This is a genomic window from Bartonella fuyuanensis (assembly GCF_014197255.1).
GTDB classification, from domain to species: domain Bacteria; phylum Pseudomonadota; class Alphaproteobacteria; order Rhizobiales; family Rhizobiaceae; genus Bartonella; species Bartonella fuyuanensis.
In genome coordinates this window covers 106,540-130,029 of the sequence record NZ_JACIFE010000002.1, presented here as the reverse complement: position 1 = coordinate 130,029, position 23,490 = coordinate 106,540, and the positions used below count along the sequence as shown (strand labels likewise).

The following is a 23,490-nucleotide window of genomic DNA, read 5'->3' as shown; positions in this document are numbered from 1 at the left end:
GTTATCAAAATAATAAAAAACTTCATATTCAAATATATGCTACACTATTTAAGAGGAAAACATTATCTTTTTTCAAAACCATATTCTTTTCTTTATCCACATGAAATCATAAAAAACATTTTTTTCTTTACACCTCATTTATATCATGCTTCGATATAAAATGATGCCTTTTTTAATGTAATTTAATCTCAAAATAATTAAAGGGAACCCCAAAAAAATGAACTACAAACAAAATTTAAAAGATAATTCTCACGATAAATTGCAGCGTGGACTACACAACCGACATGTACAACTCATAGCCATTGGTGGTGCTATTGGAACAGGTCTCTTCATGGGATCAGGAAAAACAATTAGTGTAGCAGGTCCATCCATCATACTCGTTTATGCTATTATTGGTTTTGCTCTATACTTTGTCATGCGTGCTATGGGAGAATTATTGGTTTCTAATTCACAATACCGATCTCTTATTGATTTTTCAAGCGATATGCTAGGACCAGGAATTGCCTTTTTTGTTGGTTGGAGCTATTGGTTGAGCTGGATTGTAACTGGAGCTGCTGATATTATCGCCATTATTACTTATATGAACTTTTGGTGGCCAACACTCAATCCATGGTTTACCGTTTTTGCTTGTATTAGTGTCTTTTTAATCTCTAACCTCTTTGCCGTAAAACTATTTGGTGAACTTGAATTCTGGTTTGGTCTCATCAAAGTCCTAGCAATTTTAGCATTAATTTTTGTTGGATTTTATATGATCGCTACGGGCTTTACCTCTCCAAATGGCACGGTTGCTTCTCTCAATCACGTATGGAACGATGGAAATATTTTTCCACGAGGAATAACAGGCTTTTTTGCTGGATTTCAAATTGCCATTTTTTCTTTTGTTGGGATAGAAATTGCTGGAACAACCGCCGCTGAAGTAAAAGAACCTAAAAAAATTCTCCCAAAAGCAATTAATGCAATACCGGTCCGAATTGTACTTTTTTACATCTTTTCGCTCACTGTAATTATGTCTGTCACACCTTGGGACCAAATTGTTCCAGATAAAAGCCCTTTTGTATCAATGTTTTTACTTGCAGGCATTCCGATAGCTGCTGGCTTGGTAAACTTTGTCGTTCTCACCTCAGCTGCCTCTTCAGCAAATAGTGGTATTTTTTCTACTAGCCGTATGATATACGGGCTTGCAACACAAAAAGGTGCCCCTCCACTTTTAGGTAAACTCTCCAAATACCACGTTCCAGCTAATGCTCTATTCTTTTCCTGCTTATGTATTTTAATAGGATATACAATTGCCTCACTCTCTCCAAGCCTCATAAGTGCTTTTACAATTGTAACTAGTATTTCAGCCATTGCGTTTTTATTCGTATGGTCTGTAATTTTAATTAGCTATATTGTGTATCGCCGCAATTATCCTCATCTGCATGCTGAATCCATCTATAAAATGCCGGGAGGTGTTATCATGTGTGGAATAATCTTAGTTTTCTTTGCCTTCATGCTCTATTTGTTAACATTAGAACCTGACACTCTAACAGCCTTAAAATATAGTATAGTTTGGTTTATTTTCTTAGGTACAATGTATTTTATGTTCGTAAGAAAACATACAACTCCAAATAGTAAATAAAAACATCTCAAAAAAAGGGTAACTAAAGTTACCCTTTTTCCACAGAAGACAGGAGCTATCTGCAAAGAATTCTCTCTGAATTCTACATACATTTTTTATTAATCAAACATTTAAATTTTATCTAAAAAAGTAGAAAAATAAAATTTGTATGCGAATTTTTTCTAGTTTCAAACAGAATATATCCTAATAACTATCTACAATAAAAAATTCTACGAAAATATTTTTCAAATTTATTTTAAATACACTTTCATTTTTTTTAAATTTTAACGCATTTTAAATTTTATATAATAAATATTTTTATAATTTTATTTACATTTTTTCTATAAAATTACATTATAATATATATTCTATTTTAATATGTATAAAATATTAAAAATTAAAATTTTCAATAAATTAATTTTTATAATATATGGAATTAATTTATAATATTTTTTCTTTATTACTTAGCTAGTTCATGTTTCAGAAGGAAGGATTTTAACTTAAAGAAATTTCCCCAAAATGAATAAAGAAATTTTAGAAAAAAATCCTCAGCTAAACATAATAGAGAAAACCAAATCCTAGCATAAAAGAAAACCCTGTTATGTAAACACATAACAAGGTTTTTCATGACTTTATCAATTTCTCAGGTTATTCTTTGGAATATAGAACATTATGTATAAAATTACAAGCGCTAATATACAAAAAAAACGTGTCTTAATAGGCACATCTTTTGTGATATCTTTAAACAGGAATATCGCTTCAACTTGAAAAACAACGAGAATACAGTGCCATCATAACGTTGCATAAGAAAGTTCTTACACTCTGTATGCTTTAGAATATAGCACCATTTATTAATTAATTCAACTTGATAAAAATATACTTGCATTTATACAAAAAATATGTGATTTTCTATTTGTTTTTTTGTAATTAATTCTCCTTATCTATAATTATTTTTGAAATATAAAAGCCGCGTTCATAAGAGCACGGCTTTCTTTTTTGCTATAAAAACAGCCCTCGCGTTATTTTTACTAATCTTTACAACGGTATCATTTTCATAAATTTCACAATCTTTAGGAATCCCATATACATAATAAGGATTCTGTTCTGTATATGAATAACCATCTCTTTTTAATCTTGCATTGCCATGCACCAAACCTCTAATGGTATGATGACCAGTCACTTTTGCATTTCCATAAACAGAACCGTAAATCTCAGTATACCCTCCCCACGTTAGCATTTCCATCGACCTTGCCATAAATTTTTGCAGCACCCCTAACAACAGCATGAACATAGGCATTTTCATAAACGCGGGCACAGTCACATACATGGGCTTTGCCATAAACATTACCCATTATTAAAAACCTTAGTTTCATAAATATGGGCAGGATTTAAAATAAAAGCATTATCATATATCCAGCAATTGCCATAATGATACTATGATGGCATCTCTCTACACAAAGAACGCAAATCGTAAAAGACTAACTCTTGAAGCTATAAAAAAATTAGAGATAGAATCAAAAAACATCATAAAATCAAGATTCATCAATTCCCTCATATTAGACATAACTATTGTATTTTACTTACTCTTTATATATTATACAAAGCAATGAATTATCATTATAAATCAATTTGTTGTTGCAAATAAATATTACATCTTTGCTAAACTGCGCGTGGCAGCTTCAGCTCCATATTTAATTCGAGTAAAAATAATAATCGAAGTAAAAGCTGGTTTTATCAAAACTTTATTTAAAATATCCTTTTCTTCACTCGTAAGAATACAATATAATTTTTGATTAATTTCTGTCACCACAGTTCTTTGAGGGAAAACTTCAATCTAAACCGAGTCATTAAGTCAACATTGTGCAAGCATAGCAATTCCTTTTAGCATCGTAGCAGAAAAGGTGCTGTCTGACACCCTTGATGCAAAATCTTTGAAATTTGCTTGATATCATGAATAAATTCCATATCCAACATACGATCTGCTTCATCCAAAATCAAAAAACGAGTTTAAGAAAAATCAACACACTTTTTGCGAACAAAATCCCTCAAAATGCCCCGGAGTTGCTATCAAAACCTCCACACCTAGCTCCATACGTCTAATCTATTTTAAACGTAATACCCCCCCAAAAAATAAAATACATAAAAAGATGTGCCACTTTTGGCACAGCGCAAATTGTCTCATCAATCTGAACAGTAAGTTCACGGGTTGGAAATAAAATCAAAGCGCGCGCAAGCTTCGAACAGCGTTTATCACCTAAAGCAAAAACCTGATTTAAAGTAGATAAGCCAAATGCCCAGGTTTTTCCAGAACCTGTCTACGCAATACCTAAAATATCGTGTCCTTTCAACAGAGCCGGAATAACTTTTTCTTATATAGGCTCAGATTTACTCATCCCAGTAAATAAGTAAATTCTTAACCAAACGAGTAGAGTAATCAGCAAAACTCTCCACTCAAGAACCCAAGCAAGAAAACCCCTTGACATTTTAAATAACGCAAAATAAAAAATGCATTTTATTGTTATATCTCTTGTTTTAGTAAAATTTTAGTCCCTCAAATAACAAAATCAAATAATGTTTGATCGTTAGTAATATCACGATAGTGCCAACCTAACGCTTGAAATTTTTCCTCTAAAAGACAAAAATTACCGTATTTTTTTGTTTCAATCGCAATCAATACAGAACCAAAATTTTTCGCTGATTTCTTAAGATATTCAAAACGCACAATATCATCATCCGGTGATAATGTAGAAAGAAAATGACGCAATGCACCAGGCTGTTGTGGAAAACTAAAAATAAAATATTTTCTCAAGCCTTGAAAACGTAAAGAACGCTCTTTAATTTCTGGCAAACGCTCAAAATCAAAATTACCTCCTGAAATAACGAGAAGAATTTTTTTGCCCTTTAACTCTCGAGGAGGAATACTATTCAGTGCATCAATCGATAAAGCACCTGCCGGTTCAAGAACCACACCTTCAATATTAAGCATTTCAACCATCGTAGAACAAACGCGATTTTCAGGAACTGTAATGACACAATCAGGAGAAAATTGCTTTAAAATTGTATAATTTAGTGCACCAATTTCAGCCACCGCAGCACCATCTACGAATGTATCGATACTTTCCAGTTTAACACGTTTTCCACCCTTCAAACAAGCAAGCAAACTTGCAGCTCCTTGCGGCTCTACAAAACAAAGCTTTGTATTCCAACCATATTCACGTAAAAACTTACTCACCCCACTTGCCAATCCCCCCCCTCCTACCGGCACAATCATTAAATTTGGCTCACCTTCTCCATTGAGTTTTTTCCATTGCAAAGCAGCTTCGCAGAGCACTGTTGCCTGCCCCGTAATAATGCGAATATCATCAAAAGGGGGTGCCATCACACCCCCGCTCTCGACGACAAAAGATTGCGCAGCTTTATAACATTGATCAAATGTTTCACCAACCAAACGAATATCAATAAACTCTTCACCAAAAATACGCGTCTTCTCAATTTTCTGTTGTGGCGTTGTCATAGGCATAAAAATCACGCCTTTACGTTTAAAATAACGACAAACAAATGAAAGACCTTGAGCATGATTTCCCGCTGACGCGCAAACAAATACAGAATCTAGCGATATACTGCTAAGCATTTCTGAAACAAAGTTGAAAGCACCACGAATCTTATAAGACCGCACTGGTGTTAAATCTTCACGCTTCAAATAAATTTCTGCATCATACTTTTGACTAAGAAAATCATTTTTTTGAAGTGGCGTTTCAGCAAACACGTGCTGCAATTCCCCCATCGCTTTTGTAACGGCTTGAATAAATTTACCCATAACATTAATCATTTCATGCTTTGTATATTATTAAGACTTTTTCTAGCTATAAACGAAACTATTGTCAGTCAAAATTTCACTAAAAAAACAAAAAAAATTTCTTTTGTCATTAATTCTTGATTCAATAAAAGATATAGCTTATGAGAGAACTCTTATCGCGGACGTGATGAAAACGGTAAACATAGCAGACTTAAAATCTGCCGGCTAAAGGCCTTGCGGGTTCAAGTCCCGCCGTCCGCACCACGATATGTGGATTTCCCCTTATTTTTCAGTATTAGAAATTAGAAAAAATTAAACCACCTTCTAAACCACCTTCTAAACCACCTTTTGAATCGCACTTGGAGCGATTTCATTTGATAGCAAGATTATATACAAAAGGCAATTTTATAAATAAAATCAAATAAAAACAGTTAGTTATAAATATATAAAAAAGTAAAACGCGCAATCAGGTGATAGCGTAGAGAATTCTAAATAAAGAAAAAATAGGTGCACCGCCGTCGCACCAACCGATGAAAACTTCAATTTCTTATTATTTAGAAGATAATTATCTTTGGATTTACTTTTCACAAATCTATAATGATATCATCAAATGAAACTGTAATAATATGAAAAACGAATCATTCTTTCTTCGCAAACAAATACTTCATCCACACCTTGTAAACTAAAAATTGCTTATTCTTAACCATTAACAATCCAGATAACGCTCCCTTCCTTTCTCATCGTCATTCAAAGTCAAAGCCTCTTTTTTTCACTATAAAATAGCATTTACAATGCATAAAATTTAAAAAAACAAAGGCCCTACCAAAGATAGGACCTCTTAAACTACTAACCTACTTTAATCTCACAAAAACTAAAATTTGTAAGCTATTCCTGCACGAAAATCATTCGTCTTATACTTAACTTCAATATCGTCTTTAAATTTCTTTTTACCAAAATCTGAGTAACGATATTCTGCACGTAAAACAAGATTATCTGCCATTGCAAAGTCAACGCCACCCCCAAGAGTATAGCCAATCATCGTCTCTGTCGCATCCGATATTGCTTTTAAAGGCTCAGATCCTGCAAATACTACTGACATAACATCCTGAAATTTTCCATAAGTAACGCCACCAGCAATATAAGGCATCACACGATGAGCAGAAAACCCAACACGCATTCGTGTGGCACCAGTCCATTTTTGCTTTAAAGTATGATTATAAGCTACATTATCCTTTTCTTCTATTTCTTCTGTATGCTCTGCATCAAAGCTTACCCTTTTGTGACTTTTATGCTCAGTATCAGTTCCCTCAGTACCCAAGCCAACAGCTCCAGATTCATTAATCTGAAACTTTGTTTTTGTATTCTTTTTTTCCGACAAAAGGATAGTTTTTGTATTCTTTTTTTCCGTCAAAAGAATATCTGAATCAATTCCCACAATAAAATTATTACCGAGATCAAAATTTATACCCGCATAAAGACCACCAACGAATCCAGAAAGATCAGGCACATACTGTTTCTCGACGGATACCCATGTTTTACTTTTACTCGCCTCATCAGGATAAAGAGGAATATCACCATCAGGCATTAGTGCGGAGATTTTACTTGAAAAGCCACCAACTTGACCCCCAAAATAAAAACCCGCCCAAGAAAAAGGTGAAGAAGCAACAACTTCTGCAGTACCATGTACTAGCTCTTCGCGAGCCACCACATCTGCCGCTTGTACTATAGAAGATGAAACCAAAGAAAAAACGGAGGCTGTTATAAATTTTGTATTCATAAAATTATACCTCATTGCTAAATTTAAATATAATCAAAAATAACATTTAGAAAAATAAAGTTTTATAAAATTTTATGCTTAAAAATCACATGTACTCCTTTATAGTCACATTTAAATATATTACTATAAAAATATATCATTACATCAAAATTAAATTTTATCAAATAAATTTTAATAACTTTTAAAATATTATTAATAATTAATAATTTATATAATATTATATATAATAATAGATATATTCCATTGTTAAAATTTAAGAAAACATAATACTTTTTTCATAAAAATTCCCGCATAAAAATCATTAAATCAAATATTTAATAATTTTTTCATGAGATAAAATTTTAAGTGAAGTAATCATTTTTTAAAAATTGATATTTATTGAAATATATAAAAATACCTAAGTATTTTTATATATGATATGCATACTATAGATATATTCCACTGTTAAAATTTAAGAAAATATAATACCTTTTTCATAAAAATTCCCGCATAAAAATCATTAAATCAAATATTTAATAATTTTTTCATGAGACAAATTCTGAAATGAAGTAATTATTTTTAAAAATTGATATTTATTGAAATATATTAATAAAAATACCTAAGTATTTTTACATCTGATCTGCATAATATAGATTCTACATATATAAAAAATACACCTAACTTTCACTAAGCTCACGCCTTTTTCTACCACTTTTAAACTATGAGGTCATTAACACAGGCAATATCATTATCCTTCTAAAACTTATCTCATTTAAAAATTGCTCTACCCCTACTGATTTCTATATTATCATCTGCCTTTATTGCAAAACGGTCTTTATTAGGAAAAGTTATAAAACATCCCTTCATACAAATTGTAATTGTTTGATGAGGAGTTAAAGAAATTTTTGAAGGTATACTTCCTTCAACAACCATGATAAATTGTGCCTTTAAATCAGTATTCTTCACTGTTGCGGCAAAAGTCGTTATGGTAAAAATACTTAACAAAATAACTGTCATCAAAGCATGAGTATATTTTATCATTGTAAGATTCCTTCCTCAGCAAAACGCTTATATAAAACAAATCGAAGAGCGTTGGTTACATGAGAAGATGAAGTAATGTTAGGGACATAAATAGCCAAATTAAAGGAAAAACTCTTACAATCAAATGCAGTAAAAATCACTTGGGGACTAGGATTTTTTAAAACTCCTTCTGTCGCTGAAGCAATCTCTAACAAAATTTCAGCAACATGCTCTGGAGAAACTTTAGATGCAGTAGTAACTGGAATATCAATTCGTCCTATTTTATTACGCCTAGTCCAATTACTTACGTTATTATTAATAAGGCTTGAATTGGGAATAATAATAGCCTTACGCTGAGGTGTCTCAAGTTCCGTGGCACGCACGCTAATACGCTTAACCACACCACTTACCGATCCAGATTCTATATAATCCCCTATTTTAAATGGTCTTCCAACTAAAATAATAAGTCCGGAAACAAAGTTTTGAACAATATTTTGTAAACCAAAACCTATACCAAGTGAAAGTCCTCCAGCTATAAGAGCAAAATTTCTAAGATCCAAACCTGCCATTGATAATCCTATCAAAGCAGACACAATAACGCCACCATAACTTACAACTGTCTTGATAGAGTTACGTATACCAGAATCGAATTCTGCATGGATCAACAGCACACTATCTAGCCAACCAATAAATCGACGAATAAAGAACCAGCAAACACAAAAAGAAATAATTCCTGTTCCAAGAGAAATCAAAGAAAGAGTAATATTTCCAATCTGAAAACCAGCAACCAATTGCCACAATACTGCTTTCAAATCATAATAGGAAAATCCAAACTGTACGGCTATTGGCATTGCACAAAATACAACAACAAATAAATTGAGAAAACCGCTCATAACAATTCCCAATTGATTCATCGTTTTTTCTTCTAAATGAAACCTCTGCATCAAAAGATGACCAATCGTTGTTTTCATAAATTGCCCTTTAGTTCCAAGTGCTTGAGCGCTTTGTATTCCTAAATACATGAGAACTAAAAATGCTCCACCAATCATCACCTGCTGCATAACAAAACGTGCTAAACCAACATAGCCTAAAAAATTCAACACAAACAGCAATACCCCCAAGACAATAAGAGGAATGCGTATATAAAATGACCAAAAATATGGCTCTCTTTTTTTTCCTTGAAAACTCCTACATTTAAATCGCAAAGGTACACATGCTATTATAAACAGCAATAGTGCTCCAATGAAAACAGTAATAAAACTTTTAGCAATCGTCAAAGATAGAGGAGCTGAAATAATTTGATAAATACTCTCCAGAACAGCATCAAATGCTAAAACGCCACCTAAAGAAGTAAGCAAAATCACTAATTGAGAAGCAGATGATGGTGTAACATTAAAAAGACGTACCTGAAACCTATTTGGGGATAAAAGAACAATAGATAAGCGATTAATTAAAAATACTAAAACAATTTGACAACCAATCATATCAAAAACTGTTGTAAGTTTACCTGGATCTAAGCTAAAATTCCGGAACAAAAACAGTACAAGATAAACGCAAAGAGTACATACAAGCGAAGGTAAGAGAACTGAAATAAAAGCGATCAACAAGCGTTGTAAATAAGATATTTCCTCATTAGAATTCATAAAATGGTCACACACATATACAAGAACTTTATGAGAAAAATACGAAAGGCCCATAGTAATGAAAAGTGGAATTGAAAAAGAAAGAAAGAATTGTAACAATTTGAAATAAAATATAAAATTCCACCAAGAATCTAATAATAAAAGAAAATCTGATGAAGCCTCTTTTGTTTTTTGAGTGAGCTGTTTAACCATCGGCATCGAAAACTCAAGCCTATATGTAAGTGTGCGTTTAAAAAGCTCACGAGATTGAGAAATAGAAAGTTCAGCTATTCTATTTGCAGCCAAAAAAATTGCTTCAAACTGAAGCATTATACGATTAATTTTACTTTTTTGCTCTATCAAATAAGAATATTCCTTTACTGAACTTTTCAGTTTTTTCACATCATGCTTGAGCTCAATTAACTGATCAAGAAGTGCATTAATTTCATTAAGAGGAGAACGTAAAACAAATGCTTCTTCTATGGCCCGTCTACTGATATCTTGAGCTCGCAATCGCAGTTCTTCCAAAACACGCTCATCTTCTGATTTTCTGTCAAAATCTTTTTTTAAAGTTTGAGTATTTTCTTCAAGATTCTTAATAATAATCTGTTGTTGCTGAATAATTTCATCAACTGAATAAGAAGCTATTGTTTGTTCGACAATTGTCTTTTGTTCCCCCCTATTTCCCCATGCAGCCGCATTAAAAACAAAGATAATCCCCAAAAGAAAAAAAAGTATGTGGATGTTTTTTCTACAAAATAAATACATATCTACCTTAATATACACAAAAAGGATTTTATAACCCTTTTTAAAATATGCTATAAAGTAGGTAATTTCAACTTTTGTAGAATAATCTTATAAAAGCTTTTCCTTATCCTATAATACTGATAATAAGAGAAAAGGAAATAGTGAGCTAAACTCAATAAGATTAAAGAAGGCACTGTAGTATGCTTTTTTTGTACCTCTATTACAAAAAAGAGAATTTTCTTCCTTTGACAACTTGGATTTTTCTATCCAGTTTGGGAATATTCCTGACGAGCAACCTAGGAACGCGTGCTGATTTAATCAAACAGTCACACGCCAATAATATCATTAAAACGAATAGATTCGATTTACAAAATGAGCATAATCAGTCGAATGTCACAACAATTGAAAGCAAAAAACTTGTAACACTCCTTAACGAATCTATTTTTATTAGAATCTTCCCCAAAATCTTAATATTAGATCTCCTTTCAATAAAGGTCTCAACCATTGACACACGGCTTCATGATTTTCAAACACAATCTCCACGTTCTCCTCCAAATGAATGTATTTCTCTTCTAACTTGAATTATAGAACTATCATCTTATTTTACTTATGCTTTTAACTTTAATAACTGTTAGATTATCTATTAGCGGAATATATCATGCGTACACCTGGTTGGTTGACTACCTTTTACTGTTTTATCCTATTAAGCAGCATTTATATTGCCTTGCCCAATCTATTTTCACAAGAACAGGTTAAAAACTTAAAATTTTTACCCGATTCCCGTGTGACACTTGGCCTTGACCTTCAAGGAGGCTCTTCTCTCTTACTCGAAATTGATAGCAAAGCGTTAAAGCGCGATCAATTGCACATAGTTTTAAATAATGTACGTAATACATTGCGTGAAAAACAAATCCGTACATCAAGCATTCGTATCATCGAGGATAGTATTGTTGCCATTATTTCTGATCCATTACAAACTAAAAAAGCGCTCTCTACTTTAAATACATTAATAACCCCTATACATAGTAGCTTTAGCGTTACAGAACCTAACATCACGATCAGTGCTCAAAATGAAACGCTTCGTATTACATTAACGGAAGCTGGTATTAAAGACCGTATGAGTAATGCTATTGAACAAAGCTTAGAAATCATTCGTCGTCGTATAGATCAAGTTGGTGTTTCAGAACCTGCAATCCAAAAGGTTGGAAATAATCGCATTATGGTTCAATTACCAGGTTTACAAGATCCAAAACAACTGCGTGATCTTTTAGGAACAACCGCTAAAATGAGTTTTCATCTTGTCCCTTCCAATGTAGACATAAATACTCCCCCTATAGGTGTTTCAATTCTTCCTGGATATACTGATGAGACACAACATTATGCAATTTATGATCAAATCGCCTTAGATGGAAATGTTCTGAAAGATGCCCGTGCAGGTTTTGACCCACAGGTGCCAGGACGTTCTATTATTTCATTTACTCTAGATTCCGCTGGTGCAAAAATATTTGCCGATATAACACGACAAAATATTAACCGCCCTTTTGCTATTGTTCTTGATAATAAAGTTTTAACTGCTCCCATCATCAATAGCATCATTCCCAATGGACAAGGTCAAATTACAGGAAATTTTGATCCCAAAGAAGCCTCAACTCTGGCTGCTCTTCTCCGCGCTGGTTCCCTTCCTGCACCACTCACGATCATTGAAGAGAGAACCGTAGGTCCAAATCTTGGTGCTGATGCCATCCAAAGGGGACTTTACACCGGCATAATTGGCTTTATTCTTGTTGCAATTTTTATTTTTCTTCTCTATCGTATTTGGGGATTAATTGCAAATATAGCGCTCGCCCTCCACACGATTCTAACATTTGCTGCGCTAAGTGTCCTCGGTGCTACACTGACCCTCCCTGGCATTGCTGGCATTATCCTCGGCATTGGTATTGCTGTTGATGCTAATATTCTCATCAATGAACGTATCCGTGAAGAAAGCCGAAAAGATGTGAGTGCTTTTGCAGCTCTAGATCGTGGATTTAAACGCGCTTTTGCAACCATTGTTGATGCAAATATTACTGCAATTATAGCGACTGTTTTACTATTTTGGTTTGGCACCGGTCCCGTTCGTGGTTTTGCCGTAACAATGTTACTTGGTATTATCATATCCATGTTTACAAATATCATCATTGCACGCATCATCATGATTTGGATTGTCCGTAAATGGAAAATTAAAAAAATACATATTCACTCTGCTTTCAAAATTACCCCACAAAACACAACTTTTCCCTTTATGAAAGGGCGCTTCATTGGTATTGGCGTCTCAATTGTTTTATCAATTGCTTCAATTGTTCTTTTTTTCAAGCCTGGCTTAAATTTCGGAATTGATTTCATTGGCGGTAACCAAATGAGTATTACCACGAAAGTACCAGCTGACTTAGCAACTCTGCGTTCTAAGTTTTCTGCTCTTAATATTGGTGAAGTTACCCTGCAAAATATTGATAATGAAAATACCGTATTAATTCGCATGCAAAAACAAAGTAATAGCGAAATACAACCAATCATCGCCATTGATAAAGTCAAAACAGCTGTACAAAAGATCCATCCCGATGCCACATTCGATCAAATAGAAGTTGTCGGCCCCAAAATTTCAGACGAGCTTGCCACAGCTGCTTTTACTGCTGTTATACTTGCGGCTATTGCCATGTTTCTCTATATATGGTTCCGCTTCGAGTGGTTCTTTGCCATTGGAGCAATTATCACACTCATTCTAGACACCACAAAAATGATTGGCTTTTTTGCTTTGTTTCAATTTGATTTTAATTTAACAGCTATCGCTGCACTCTTAACAATTGTTGGATATTCTATAAACGATAAAGTTGTCGTCTATGATAGGATGCGCGAAAATATGCGTCTTTATAAAAAAATGCCGTTGCGCGAACTGATTGATCTGTCAATTAATCAAGTTCTTGCACGTTGTTTTTTTACATCAGCCACAACAATTCTTGCGATGCTTCCCATGGCAATATGGGGGGGAAGTGCTGTTCATAATTTTGCATTGCCTATGGTCTTTGGGATTATTATTGCAACATCATCCTCTATCTTTATTGCGGCTCCTATTTTGCTCCTTTTAGGAAATTGGTGGCGTGAACGAAATAACCGCACAAAGACTAAAGTGAAATGAAAATACCTTTTAATGTATTATACCTCTCTTCTCATAGAAATATCATCATTTTCATTCATTCACGTTTTGATCAAAAATAGTAAATAATCCATGCTCCACGACACACCACTTATCACTACTATTGTTGCAGGTTTATGTTTAGCATTTTTTTTGGGAATGATCGCTAGCCGTTTACGTATTTCACCACTTGTAGGCTATTTATTAGCTGGTGTTATTGTGGGACCCAACACAGGTGGATTTAAAATAGATTCTGCTATTATTGGTCAGCTTGCTGAAATTGGTATTATTTTGCTCATGTTTGGGGTTGGACTACACTTTTCATTAAAAGATCTTTTATCCGTCAAAGCTATTGCTATTCCTGCTGCCATAGCCCAAATGGCATTTTCTACTTTTCTAGGCTTGTGCCTTGGTCTGATCATGGGGTGGAGCTTCAGCGGTAGTTTGATCTTCGGTCTTGCTTTATCCATAGCAAGTACTGTTATCATGTTACGTGCTTTGCAAGAACATCATCTTATTGAAACAGAAAAAGGACGCATTGCCGTTGGATGGTTGATCATTGAAGATTTAGCAATGGTCCTTATACTTGTCCTCATACCTTCCTTGGCAAGTGCTCTCAGCAATACAAGAAAAGAAGCATTGGATCCTCTTGTTCAATGGTTGGATTTGAGTATTTGGGGTATTTTTGGTCTCACCATCATGAAAGTGATTATATTTATTGCACTTATGCTCGTTATTGGGCGGCGCATTATTCCATGGCTTTTAAAAATGAGCGCACAATCAGGTTCACGTGAATTATTTCGTCTTAGCGTCTTTGCTATTGCATTAGGAGTAGCTTTCGGAGCCGCTCATTTATTTGGTGTTTCTCTTTCTCTTGGCGCTTTTTTTGCCGGTATGGTCATGAGTGAATCAGAATTAAGTCACCGTGCTGCTGAAGAATCTTTACCACTGCGCGATGCTTTTTCTGTTCTCTTTTTTGTTTCTGTAGGCATGCTATTTGATCCAGAGAAACTCTTAACTCATTTTTTCCCTCTCTTAGCTACTTTATTTATTATCGTAATCGGAAAATCTGCTGTTGCCTTTTTCATTGTCAAAGCTTTTCGCTATTCTAATGCAACGGCTTTAACTATTTCTGCAAGCCTTGCCCAAATCGGAGAATTTTCCTTTATCCTTGCTGGTTTAAGTTTAAGCTTAGGAATTTTAAACAATGATGCCCATGATTTAATTCTTGGAGGCGCAATTTTTTCTATTTTGCTCAATCCTCTTGTTTTCATTGCCTGTAATAAAATTAAAAAACATTTAGAAAAATTTTCTGCATCTTCACAAAATACCCCCAAAATTATTGATACTGATTCACAAGACTTTGATCAAGATTTGTTACCGATAACCTCAAAAAACAACCATATCGTAATTATCGGCTATGGTCGTATTGGTGAATATATTGCATTGTCTTTAATAAATAGAGGTGAACCTATAGTGATCGTAGAAGAATCAAAACGCCTCTCTGATAAAGCAATTGCAAATGGCTTTGAGGCTATTTGCGGCAATATCATTCAACAAGAAGTAATGAAGGCAGCAAATATAAATAATGCATACAAAGTTGTTATTACAATGCGAAGTACCATTGAAGTGGGAGAATGTATAGTGAATATACGTGATATGAAGAAGGATATCCAAATCATCACGCATGCATTATCCGATACAGAAACAGCTTATCTCATTGATTTAGGTGCTGATATTGTAGTAACTGATGATGAAGAAATTGCCAATAGCATTATAGAACATATAACGGAACAGAAATCTGTAATAAAGTATACCCAATTATGAAAATTTACAAAAAACATAAAATGGATAAAGAAGCGTGAAAATAAAGAAATTTATATGGCCATTAATTGGTATCTTAGCAATGCTGTTATCTATTCGGATTCTTTATATAAAGCTCTCTACCATTTCGTTTGGAGATGTATTGGAACGCTTGAGCAATTTAAATGCACAGCATTGGTTATTAGCCTGTTTATGTTCTCTCCTAGCTTATGCTGCTCTTGCTGGATATGATCGAATTGCCTTACAACATCTAGGTCATAGAATTTCTTGGGTTTTTATTGCTATATGTTCATTTACAACCTACGCTCTTTCACACAATATCGGCGCTTCAGTTTTTTCTGGTGCTGTCGTGCGTTATCGCGCTTATAAAATGAAAGGATTAAATGGAACAGAAATCGCAATATTAGTAGGTTTTTGCTCTTTTACTTTTGTAATCGGAACAATTTTACTTCTGGGAATCGTTTTGGTTTTGCAACCTACAATTATCACCCTCATTCATGAAGAGATTCCTGAATGGCTGGGAATGACAATTGGAGTAATCTTACTCAGCTGTATAGCACTTTATACCTTTGGCAGCTGGCTTCAGTTGAACCCCTTACGCTTGAGCAAAAAAATCCAACTTTCCTATCCAAAGTTAAAAATTGTTATTCAACAGCTTCTCATTAGCCCCCTAGAGCTTTTAGGAGCGGCAGGAATTATATATGCTGTTCTCCCACACAATGCAGATATTCATTTTATCTCTGTTCTTGGTGTTTTCCTAGCATCCTTTACGATTACTCTTCTCTCGAATGCGCCAGCAGGAGGCGTAGGAGTTCTTGAAGCTCTCTTCATAACAGGCATGCCTAACATAAATCCAACCGATGTTATCGCAGCACTTATTGTCTTCAGAATACTTTATTTGATTATACCGCTCATCATTTCATTATTTGTAGTTGCTATTTTCGAAGCACAACAATATTGGAAAAGAGCCTCTAAAACACCACCTGAATAAATAAAAGGCTATTAACAACTTCTTTTCGTTTAACATCTAAATAGAATATAATCATACTTAATGCAATTGCATATGTGAATTAATACGATCATTATTTGTATTTATTTCTTTTACATTAAGACTTGAAATAACTTTTATAAGAATCTTCTCTCTATGAAAAACATAGGAATATTTAGCTCTTTTCCTACAAAAATTCCTATAAACTTTTAAATATATATCCATATCAAAAAACAATCGTTTCTATAATCTTCAATTAATATTTAATCTTAAATATTAGAGATACTATTTCACCCTGTAATTGGTTTTCATTGTTTGATAAAGCACATAATTGCAAACCTCTGAAAAAAACAAATGCTCAAAATTAAAAACCTATCTGAAAATAACTTCATTTTACTATTTGAAAAAGAGAAAGCATCCTAGATCAAGAACACTTCAATAATCTCTTTAATAAAACGAATTCCTATAAATGATCATATAAAAATATAGAAATAATGTGTATATATACTGCGCTATACTTTTTTTGCACTCTCTAATAGAATCATTTCTCTCACAGAACAGGATACCATCGTTTAGCCAATTCACACGCCTTCTTTAAAGTAACATTTCTCAGCATTCATCCTTCTCCATTCCACTTAACGACAATATTCGAGCTACATATGCATCTGAATCACAAGCAAAACTAAAAAGAAGCCTCTACGATAGCTATATTCGTTAGGCAAGCAACCATATTTGGGCTCGCAAGGAAGTATTTAGCCTACATTTCTGGAAACGGATAGATAAAAACATTCGCTGATAGCATATAAAATATTACAGAATAAATACTCTTCTCTTTAGATCATCAATCTTTGTGGTTATTTTTGCAAAAAGCAGAAATCAAAAGAAGGGAAAAATATCTTTAAATCTGGTTGCATGAATAGAATAGCGATAACTCTTTTTGTACGTAATCCAGCTAATAAACAGCCATCTAAAATTGACCATCATGATCTAAGTAATAATCTTTCTACCAAAGAAAAACTAAGAAGATTAAGTACATTGACAATGTATAAAAGAAATAATGCAATCTAAAAATTTTATTCAAATTAGTTCTAATGAGAATCATGATTGAATCAAGAAAAGAGCGATAGATTTTGAGCAATCTATTTCAATGGGGAATAAAATATTTTAGCAGATGCTAAGCTTTTTGAGAGAATATCACCTGATATATTATCAAATTGAAATGCTTCGGTTTACAATTTCTCACATCTAGAAATTAAATTTCATTTACAAATGAGCCGCAACCAATCCGTTCAGAATACTCAAGCTCAAAAGTTCTTCATCAAACGAACCAATGTATTAAATTTTATTTCACGTTTTTCCTTCTCTGCATCACCCTCATCCAATACACTGGATAAAACATATTACTTGATGAGGAAATACATAATATTTTGAAGATTATAAAATTTCTTATTTTTCTCATTCATAGCAAACAACATATTAACATTTCTTATAACAAAGAAATGCATTAGAATCACAATATCTTTTTCTATTTTCAATCTAAAAAAATCAGTCTAATTCCAACACAACACTATTCTTTTACAATATCGTTGGAAAATTACCGCTTATTGCTGCCCTTGTTATCAACCAATAACGATGTATCAATGGCAAAGTTGCATTTTCTTGAAAAATCGCAGCCTTCAGCTGTATAGCTCTTTGAAGAGAAGCCGGTATAATTACTAACGGAAGAAACGCTGGTTTAAGAGTTCTAGGTAAAGCACGGGAATACTTGTAAAGTTGAGTATAATGATCGCGTGATAATGTCACCATAGCTTCAACAATGCAGCCCTTTTGTTCATCACTGAGACGATGAGATTCTAAATCCTCCCTATTCACGCCTACAGCCTTCAACATATCAGTAGGTAAATAATATTGATATCGTGATTGCATGAATGATAAAAGACGCAATACACCACTTAATCCTTGAGCAATTCCTCCATGTTCATAGATATCTGTAAAATCTTGTGCAATATCAGGATCTAATATCTGACAAGAAAGCTGTAAAATTATACTTGCTGTCTCACTACAATAATGCTCAAGATCATGAAGTGTTTCTATTGGATTGTGATAGAGATCTAAAATTTGTGCATCACAATAACGTAAAAAAGCTGTCTTAGGTAACTTAAAAAGAGCCATTGCTGTCAATAAATCACTCAAAATCGGATTATTTCCACTCGTTTGCATTTCACCATGAGAGATAGAATCATACCACCAACGCAATCGTATTTCCCCTATGAATGGATCATGTACACTTTCGCGAATACGAGACACTTCAGCATTAAATGCATAAAGAGCAGCCAATGCATTACGCTTTTTTTTAGGGGCAAATAAAACTGATATATAGCGATCACGATCTATGGTACGTAAAGTATTAAGACAATAAGGAAGAAAACCTATCATTCCACGAACCTATTAACGTCCCTTCTTCAGCAATTAAATTAATCTCCTATTTTTAAAAAATGAGGGATAGGCAACTACAACACCGAAAATAAAATTTTCAAATATTTCTCTTAATGTATTATAAAAAAATGATTTTTTCTGGTCACTCTTCTTAAGCATACCCAAAAGTCAAGCCGTTTTGATTTTTTTAAGTTGGCTTCGCACTAAATAAAACCGCCCTATGAGAAACAATATTCTCAAAAGCACAATAAAATAGAGAAAATAAATATGTGTTTGCTTTTTTCTCTACATAATCAATTCCCTTAAGACAATATGCTTAACAAAAAATTCCCTATTCTAAAATAAAATAATTCTTTTTAGAATAAAAATTAATAAATAAAGCAACTCTTATGAAGAATTGTTATTCGCTTTATATTTTCACTGTAACAAAGAACAAATCATAAACTTCTTCAAAGCATATAAATTTAATTTTCCTAGATTTCATCTACATGATATTTTCCATCTAAGCACGAAAACCTTTTAGCTTTCAATTTCAGAACATCCAAGAATATCACAAAGAATTGAATACACAAAAAATAAAATATTTAAAGGTTTGAAAACCTATATGCCAGAATCTATTCATGCCAATTCAAGAGCAATGTGCAAAAAAATTTCACAAAAATACGATCACACTGTGTATATTACTGAAAATAACAATTAAAAAACTACAATCAACCCATCACCTCTATTATTCACCCCAAATTATTGAATCAGCAACCATACTAACATATAAAAAGAAAACCTTTTAAGAATTATGCCCTACAAATTATTTTTTCCCTTTTCATCAACCAAAGTTTATCTCTTCCTCTAATTTTATATATAATAATATATTCCCAAGTAAGCAAATAGGGTATAGTGCTGAAATTGACCCCCAGCATAAACTTTCTATCTTTGCATCCATATTTTATTTCATAATTTATTCTTACAAAGAGATCAAATAAGTAATAACAGTCACAGTAAAAACCGATATTGTCACAATTTTTCTTAAATTTTTGTTACATTTTTTGGTTTGCATCGTGATGCACTTCCATTTTCAAGGAATTTAATGATGGAAGAGCGCGCACCTATTAACTCCCTCCATTTTTTTATTTAACAGCCCTTTTTAATACCAATTCTTAAAATTTATTTTGTTTTTTCATATCTTTAAAAATTTTGAAATTTTCATCAATAGTTATCAAAACACCCTATGTTTTTCTCTATTCTTTTTATCCTTTAAGGCTTACCAACCCATGACTATACCTTTTAAAAATAAGAAAAAATAATAATCAAACAATGTACTTTGTAAGTAAAAGCATCCTATAAAAAAAACATTCAAAATTAACCTTAATTCTTTTACAGAGAAATTTATAAAAATTGCTTGCGTAATATAATATGAATCTCCAACTAGAAACCTAAAATAGAGAAAGTATTTATTTTATAAACAATACCTTATTCTACTGCAAATAATAATGCAGCAACAGCGCGACCTTCAGCCAACAAAACATTAAATGTACGTACCGCTGCTCCCGTACTCATCGTATCTGATGAAATACGTTTTTCCCATAAAAGAATCCGTAACTCTTCAGGTAATCGCAATAATTCAATTCCAGTACCTATTAATAAAACTTCGATCTCAGATGCTTCTTCTAAAACTCGAGATATATCCCCTTGAGTAGGAATAGGCTCTACCATATCAATACCATAAATACCTGATGGGACACAAATAATAGAACCTCTATGTGACATATCAGCAAAACGAAATCCACCATTTCCATAAGCATCAATAGGTGCACGACTTGGAAAATGCGCCTCGCGAATTTGAATTGCATCGAACATGAACAAAGATCCTTTATTTTAGAAAACCCAATTATCTTTTACTTCTCACCAAAAAAGTTAACGAAATTTTGATACAAACATTGATATGTCAACCATAGTTTATAAGAATATTGAGGTAGAAATTCTATAAACCCAAATCCATTGATATAACAAATACGTGAAAATTTGATAACAAACCATGATCAAATGCTATACCTGTTTAAACAAATCTACCTTTTAAAAAATTCCCTTAGCTTATTTACTTTAAAATAAGAAACTTCTCTTTATAGAAACAATGATCCTATTTAAAATACAGAAAAGTTTTCCGTAACAATCCATAAATAGAGAAATCTTTTTCTTTAGGATTACAAAAACAAATCCTCCAATAAAACTGTCTTTATTTTAAAAATTTTTATCAAAATGCTTTTAAAAACGTAACAAATTGTAATCACATCTCAAGATACATTTTCTTTTGATATAGCTTTTTTCTCCTTAGATCCATTTATATTTTCTTTCGTTGTCGTTTTAGATTAGACTTTTGTGGTATTTTTGTTTTAGCATTAAACTTTGATTTTTTTTCTGCAACCGGTTCACCTTTAACGCGTACATCAAACAATGTTGAGCGAATAACACGAATAATAAGATTTTCACCAATTTCAATCTCTAATTCACCACTCTCATCGTGAACCTTCGTAACCTTGCCGATAATACCACCACCCGTTATAACAGTATCACCACGACGTACTGCATCAAGCATTTCTTGTCGTTTTTTCATTTGTACACGCTGTGGACGAATTATAAAAAAATACACAATTGCAAATAGTAAAATATACGGAACAATGCTAACAAATGAAATTCCACTGAAAACATCACCTGCACCTTGAGCATAAGCGTTCGTAATAAACATTTTTATCTCCTATAGTTAAATTTCAAGTATTTCCCACTCCATTAAAGATTTAGAAAAACTTTCCCTAAAGAATTTATCATAAAAAATGATAATTACATGATGTAATTTCAGCCTTAAAAAAACCTTAAGAGACAGAATACAATAAGAAAAATCCTTAACTATATGGATAATTCATCGGTTTCAATGTTAAATGATAAGCCTAAATACAAGTAAAACGCTCTCATTTCAACTCTTCTGAATTAATCAAAATGATTTTCTTGCATGTCACACCTGTGAAAAAAGCCTTTAGATAAAAACTATTTAAGAAAGGCGTAAAATTCCTTTTCTCATACTCCTTTATCAAATACAAGAGCAGTTAAAACATTGAGAACCGACAAAAGCATGATGCTATAGTCTGATATCTATATAAACACAAAGATGATAATATCTAATGAACCAAACTAACTGCTTTCCTTAAAGCAGTGATTTTTCTACTGCAGTACTCTTTGATCTTAAAAAATCAATTGTTTTTGATAAAATTTCTATCAACAGAAAAATTTCTCAAATTCAAAAATCATTAATAAATTAGTTTTCCAAATATTTAAGAGGATCAACAGGTAATGAATTCTTACGCATCTCAAAATAGACACGTGGAGTTTTAACATTTCCTGACACACCAGACTTAGCAATCTCATCACCACGCCTTATCCTTTGTCCTTTGTTGACAACAAGCTTACTATTACATCCATAAATAGTGATAATATCATTTTCATGTCGAATCATGACAACATTACCGAGCTCTTTCAATCCATCTCCCGCGTAAATAACAACGCCATTTTCTGCTGCCTTTACCGATGACCCTTCAGGTACAGCAATATCTATTCCTCGATTCATTATTGTTCCTTTTTTTTGACCAAACTGACTTAATAAACGCCCTCGTACTGGCCAACGCATCCTAGAAATTCCTGTGGCTTGCGGAGTCAGAATATTATCTGTCTTGGTAACAGTACTTGATAAATCAGTTGCATCATCATTCAATTGCATCATCTGTTTGGAAGAATTTTTCTCAGAACTTGATCTATTCATCCTTACAGAAAGTGGTGTTGTTACAGGAGATTTATATACAGGAGAAGCCTCCTTGTGTTTTATAGGGAACGGCACCTGAGGTTGGAATGAAGATTTTGCTGTTGATGCCGCCCCATCATTATTCTTGTGCGCATTTGAAGTTGCTAAGGTACGCCTACTTGGAACCACAAGTATCTGACCAATATAAACAGAATTGCTATTGATGCCATTTGCTAATTTCAATGCCTCAACACTCACCCCAATCTGTCGTGCAATACTGAGTAGTGTATCTCCACTCTGGACAATATAAGAATTCCGCTGAAAAATAGGTGAGTTATCCATTTGTGAACGAGAAAGCGTTCCAAGACTCCGTGGAGGTTCCCCCATAACTCGACTATCTAAAGAAGCCATCCTACCTTGTTGTGGAGAATTATAGGGAGAATTATCGTCTACCCACGAATCATCTCTTGGTTCCACAGGTGGCAATTCAGTGCTTTGTATTATACCACCACTGTACGATAACATTCGCGAATCCGTAGACATAGTGTTAGATATATTTGATTGAGGCGATCCCATACGATGAAAGGCAATATCGGAAAAACGCTGTGTACCAGAACTACAACCAGCAACAATAGTTACCGCAGCACAAAAAGTTATTTTCTGAAAATTATGCCTGAAAATATTATCCAAAGCCGTTAAACACATAGTTTTGCCCACTCATCAATACTCAACTCATTCCATTAAAGCTTTT

11 protein-coding genes, 1 tRNA gene and 3 pseudogenes are annotated in these 23,490 nt (G+C 33.2%); 5 read left to right on the top strand and 10 right to left on the bottom strand.

Translation table 11 applies throughout. From position 1 onward, the window contains the following. Positions 1 to 217 precede the first annotated feature (217 nt). Positions 218 to 1,618, top strand: coding sequence for an amino acid permease (locus GGR08_RS01945; protein WP_183193730.1), 1,401 nt, complete (start codon positions 218 to 220; stop codon positions 1,616 to 1,618). 952 nt (positions 1,619 to 2,570) lie between these two features. Here the strand turns inward: GGR08_RS01945 and GGR08_RS01940 are convergent. From GGR08_RS01940 to ilvA, 3 genes and pseudogenes are all read right to left on the bottom strand, one after another. Beyond that, positions 2,571 to 2,936 (bottom strand): hypothetical protein, encoded by a 366-nt coding sequence (locus tag GGR08_RS01940; protein WP_246350080.1) that lies wholly within the window; start codon positions 2,934 to 2,936, stop codon positions 2,571 to 2,573. A gap of 312 nt (positions 2,937 to 3,248) precedes the next feature. Beyond that, positions 3,249 to 4,048, bottom strand: a pseudogene (locus tag GGR08_RS01935) (DEAD/DEAH box helicase); the annotation flags it as partial. A 100-nt stretch (positions 4,049 to 4,148) separates the two neighbouring features. Next, positions 4,149 to 5,426, bottom strand: a complete 1,278-nt coding sequence (gene ilvA / locus GGR08_RS01930; protein ID WP_183193729.1) for a threonine ammonia-lyase IlvA — start codon at positions 5,424 to 5,426, stop codon at positions 4,149 to 4,151. Between the two features lie 145 nt (positions 5,427 to 5,571). Between ilvA and GGR08_RS01925 the strand changes: the two genes are divergently transcribed. Continuing rightward, a tRNA-Leu gene (locus tag GGR08_RS01925) sits at positions 5,572 to 5,657 on the top strand. Between the two features lie 607 nt (positions 5,658 to 6,264). Here the strand turns inward: GGR08_RS01925 and GGR08_RS01920 are convergent. The 3 genes from GGR08_RS01920 to GGR08_RS01910 all read right to left on the bottom strand — a co-directional run bounded on the left by GGR08_RS01920 (position 6,265) and on the right by GGR08_RS01910 (position 10,559). Continuing rightward, positions 6,265 to 7,170 carry an outer membrane protein gene (locus tag GGR08_RS01920; RefSeq protein WP_183193728.1) on the bottom strand — a complete coding sequence of 302 codons (906 nt, stop codon included), beginning with the start codon at positions 7,168 to 7,170 and terminating at the stop codon, positions 6,265 to 6,267. 747 nt (positions 7,171 to 7,917) lie between these two features. Next, a complete protein-coding gene (locus tag GGR08_RS01915) occupies positions 7,918 to 8,190 on the bottom strand; it encodes a hypothetical protein (protein ID WP_183193727.1) in 273 nt (90 codons plus the stop codon). After that, entirely contained in the window at positions 8,187 to 10,559 is a 2,373-nt protein-coding gene (locus tag GGR08_RS01910) for a mechanosensitive ion channel domain-containing protein (protein WP_183193726.1), read from the bottom strand. Before GGR08_RS01910 ends, GGR08_RS01915 begins: the two co-directional genes overlap by 4 nt. 637 nt (positions 10,560 to 11,196) lie before the next feature. Between GGR08_RS01910 and secD the strand changes: the two genes are divergently transcribed. From secD to GGR08_RS01895, 3 genes and pseudogenes are all read left to right on the top strand, one after another. After that, entirely contained in the window at positions 11,197 to 13,710 is a 2,514-nt protein-coding gene (gene secD, locus GGR08_RS01905) for a protein translocase subunit SecD (protein ID WP_183193725.1), read from the top strand. A gap of 90 nt (positions 13,711 to 13,800) precedes the next feature. Next, positions 13,801 to 15,553, top strand: a pseudogene (locus GGR08_RS01900) (cation:proton antiporter domain-containing protein). Between the two features lie 15 nt (positions 15,554 to 15,568). Then, positions 15,569 to 16,522 (top strand): lysylphosphatidylglycerol synthase domain-containing protein, encoded by a 954-nt coding sequence (locus tag GGR08_RS01895; protein ID WP_183193723.1) that lies wholly within the window; start codon positions 15,569 to 15,571, stop codon positions 16,520 to 16,522. A gap of 1,572 nt (positions 16,523 to 18,094) precedes the next feature. Here GGR08_RS01895 and GGR08_RS01890 read toward each other — a convergent pair. From GGR08_RS01890 to GGR08_RS01875, 4 genes and pseudogenes are all read right to left on the bottom strand, one after another. After that, on the bottom strand, positions 18,095 to 18,955 hold the full coding sequence (locus tag GGR08_RS01890) for a phytoene/squalene synthase family protein (protein WP_183193722.1): 861 nt from the start codon (positions 18,953 to 18,955) through the stop codon (positions 18,095 to 18,097). 1,467 nt (positions 18,956 to 20,422) lie between these two features. After that, entirely contained in the window at positions 20,423 to 20,809 is a 387-nt protein-coding gene (locus GGR08_RS01885) for an Mth938-like domain-containing protein (RefSeq protein WP_183193721.1), read from the bottom strand. Between the two features lie 434 nt (positions 20,810 to 21,243). Then, a pseudogene (gene yajC / locus GGR08_RS01880) lies at positions 21,244 to 21,695 on the bottom strand (preprotein translocase subunit YajC). Positions 21,696 to 22,259: 564 nt separating this feature from the next. Next, positions 22,260 to 23,444: a M23 family metallopeptidase gene (locus GGR08_RS01875; protein ID WP_183193782.1), complete on the bottom strand. Its 1,185-nt coding sequence runs from the start codon at positions 23,442 to 23,444 to the stop codon at positions 22,260 to 22,262. Positions 23,445 to 23,490 lie beyond the last annotated feature (46 nt).

Excerpts from the sequence above, each read along its gene's own strand:
- GGR08_RS01915 (WP_183193727.1), bottom strand. The coding sequence starts at position 8,190 with ATGATAAAATATACTCATGCTTTGATGACAGTTATTTTGTTAAGTATT.
- GGR08_RS01885 (WP_183193721.1), bottom strand. The coding sequence starts at position 20,809 with ATGTTCGATGCAATTCAAATTCGCGAGGCGCATTTTCCAAGTCGTGCA.
- GGR08_RS01940 (WP_246350080.1), bottom strand. The coding sequence starts at position 2,936 with ATGGCAAAGCCCATGTATGTGACTGTGCCCGCGTTTATGAAAATGCCT.
- GGR08_RS01920 (WP_183193728.1), bottom strand. The coding sequence starts at position 7,170 with ATGAATACAAAATTTATAACAGCCTCCGTTTTTTCTTTGGTTTCATCT.
- secD (WP_183193725.1), top strand. The coding sequence starts at position 11,197 with ATGCGTACACCTGGTTGGTTGACTACCTTTTACTGTTTTATCCTATTA.
- GGR08_RS01875 (WP_183193782.1), bottom strand. The coding sequence starts at position 23,444 with ATGTGTTTAACGGCTTTGGATAATATTTTCAGGCATAATTTTCAGAAA.
- GGR08_RS01890 (WP_183193722.1), bottom strand. The coding sequence starts at position 18,955 with ATGATAGGTTTTCTTCCTTATTGTCTTAATACTTTACGTACCATAGAT.
- GGR08_RS01910 (WP_183193726.1), bottom strand. The coding sequence starts at position 10,559 with ATGTATTTATTTTGTAGAAAAAACATCCACATACTTTTTTTTCTTTTG.
- GGR08_RS01945 (WP_183193730.1), top strand. The coding sequence starts at position 218 with ATGAACTACAAACAAAATTTAAAAGATAATTCTCACGATAAATTGCAG.
- ilvA (WP_183193729.1), bottom strand. The coding sequence starts at position 5,426 with ATGATTAATGTTATGGGTAAATTTATTCAAGCCGTTACAAAAGCGATG.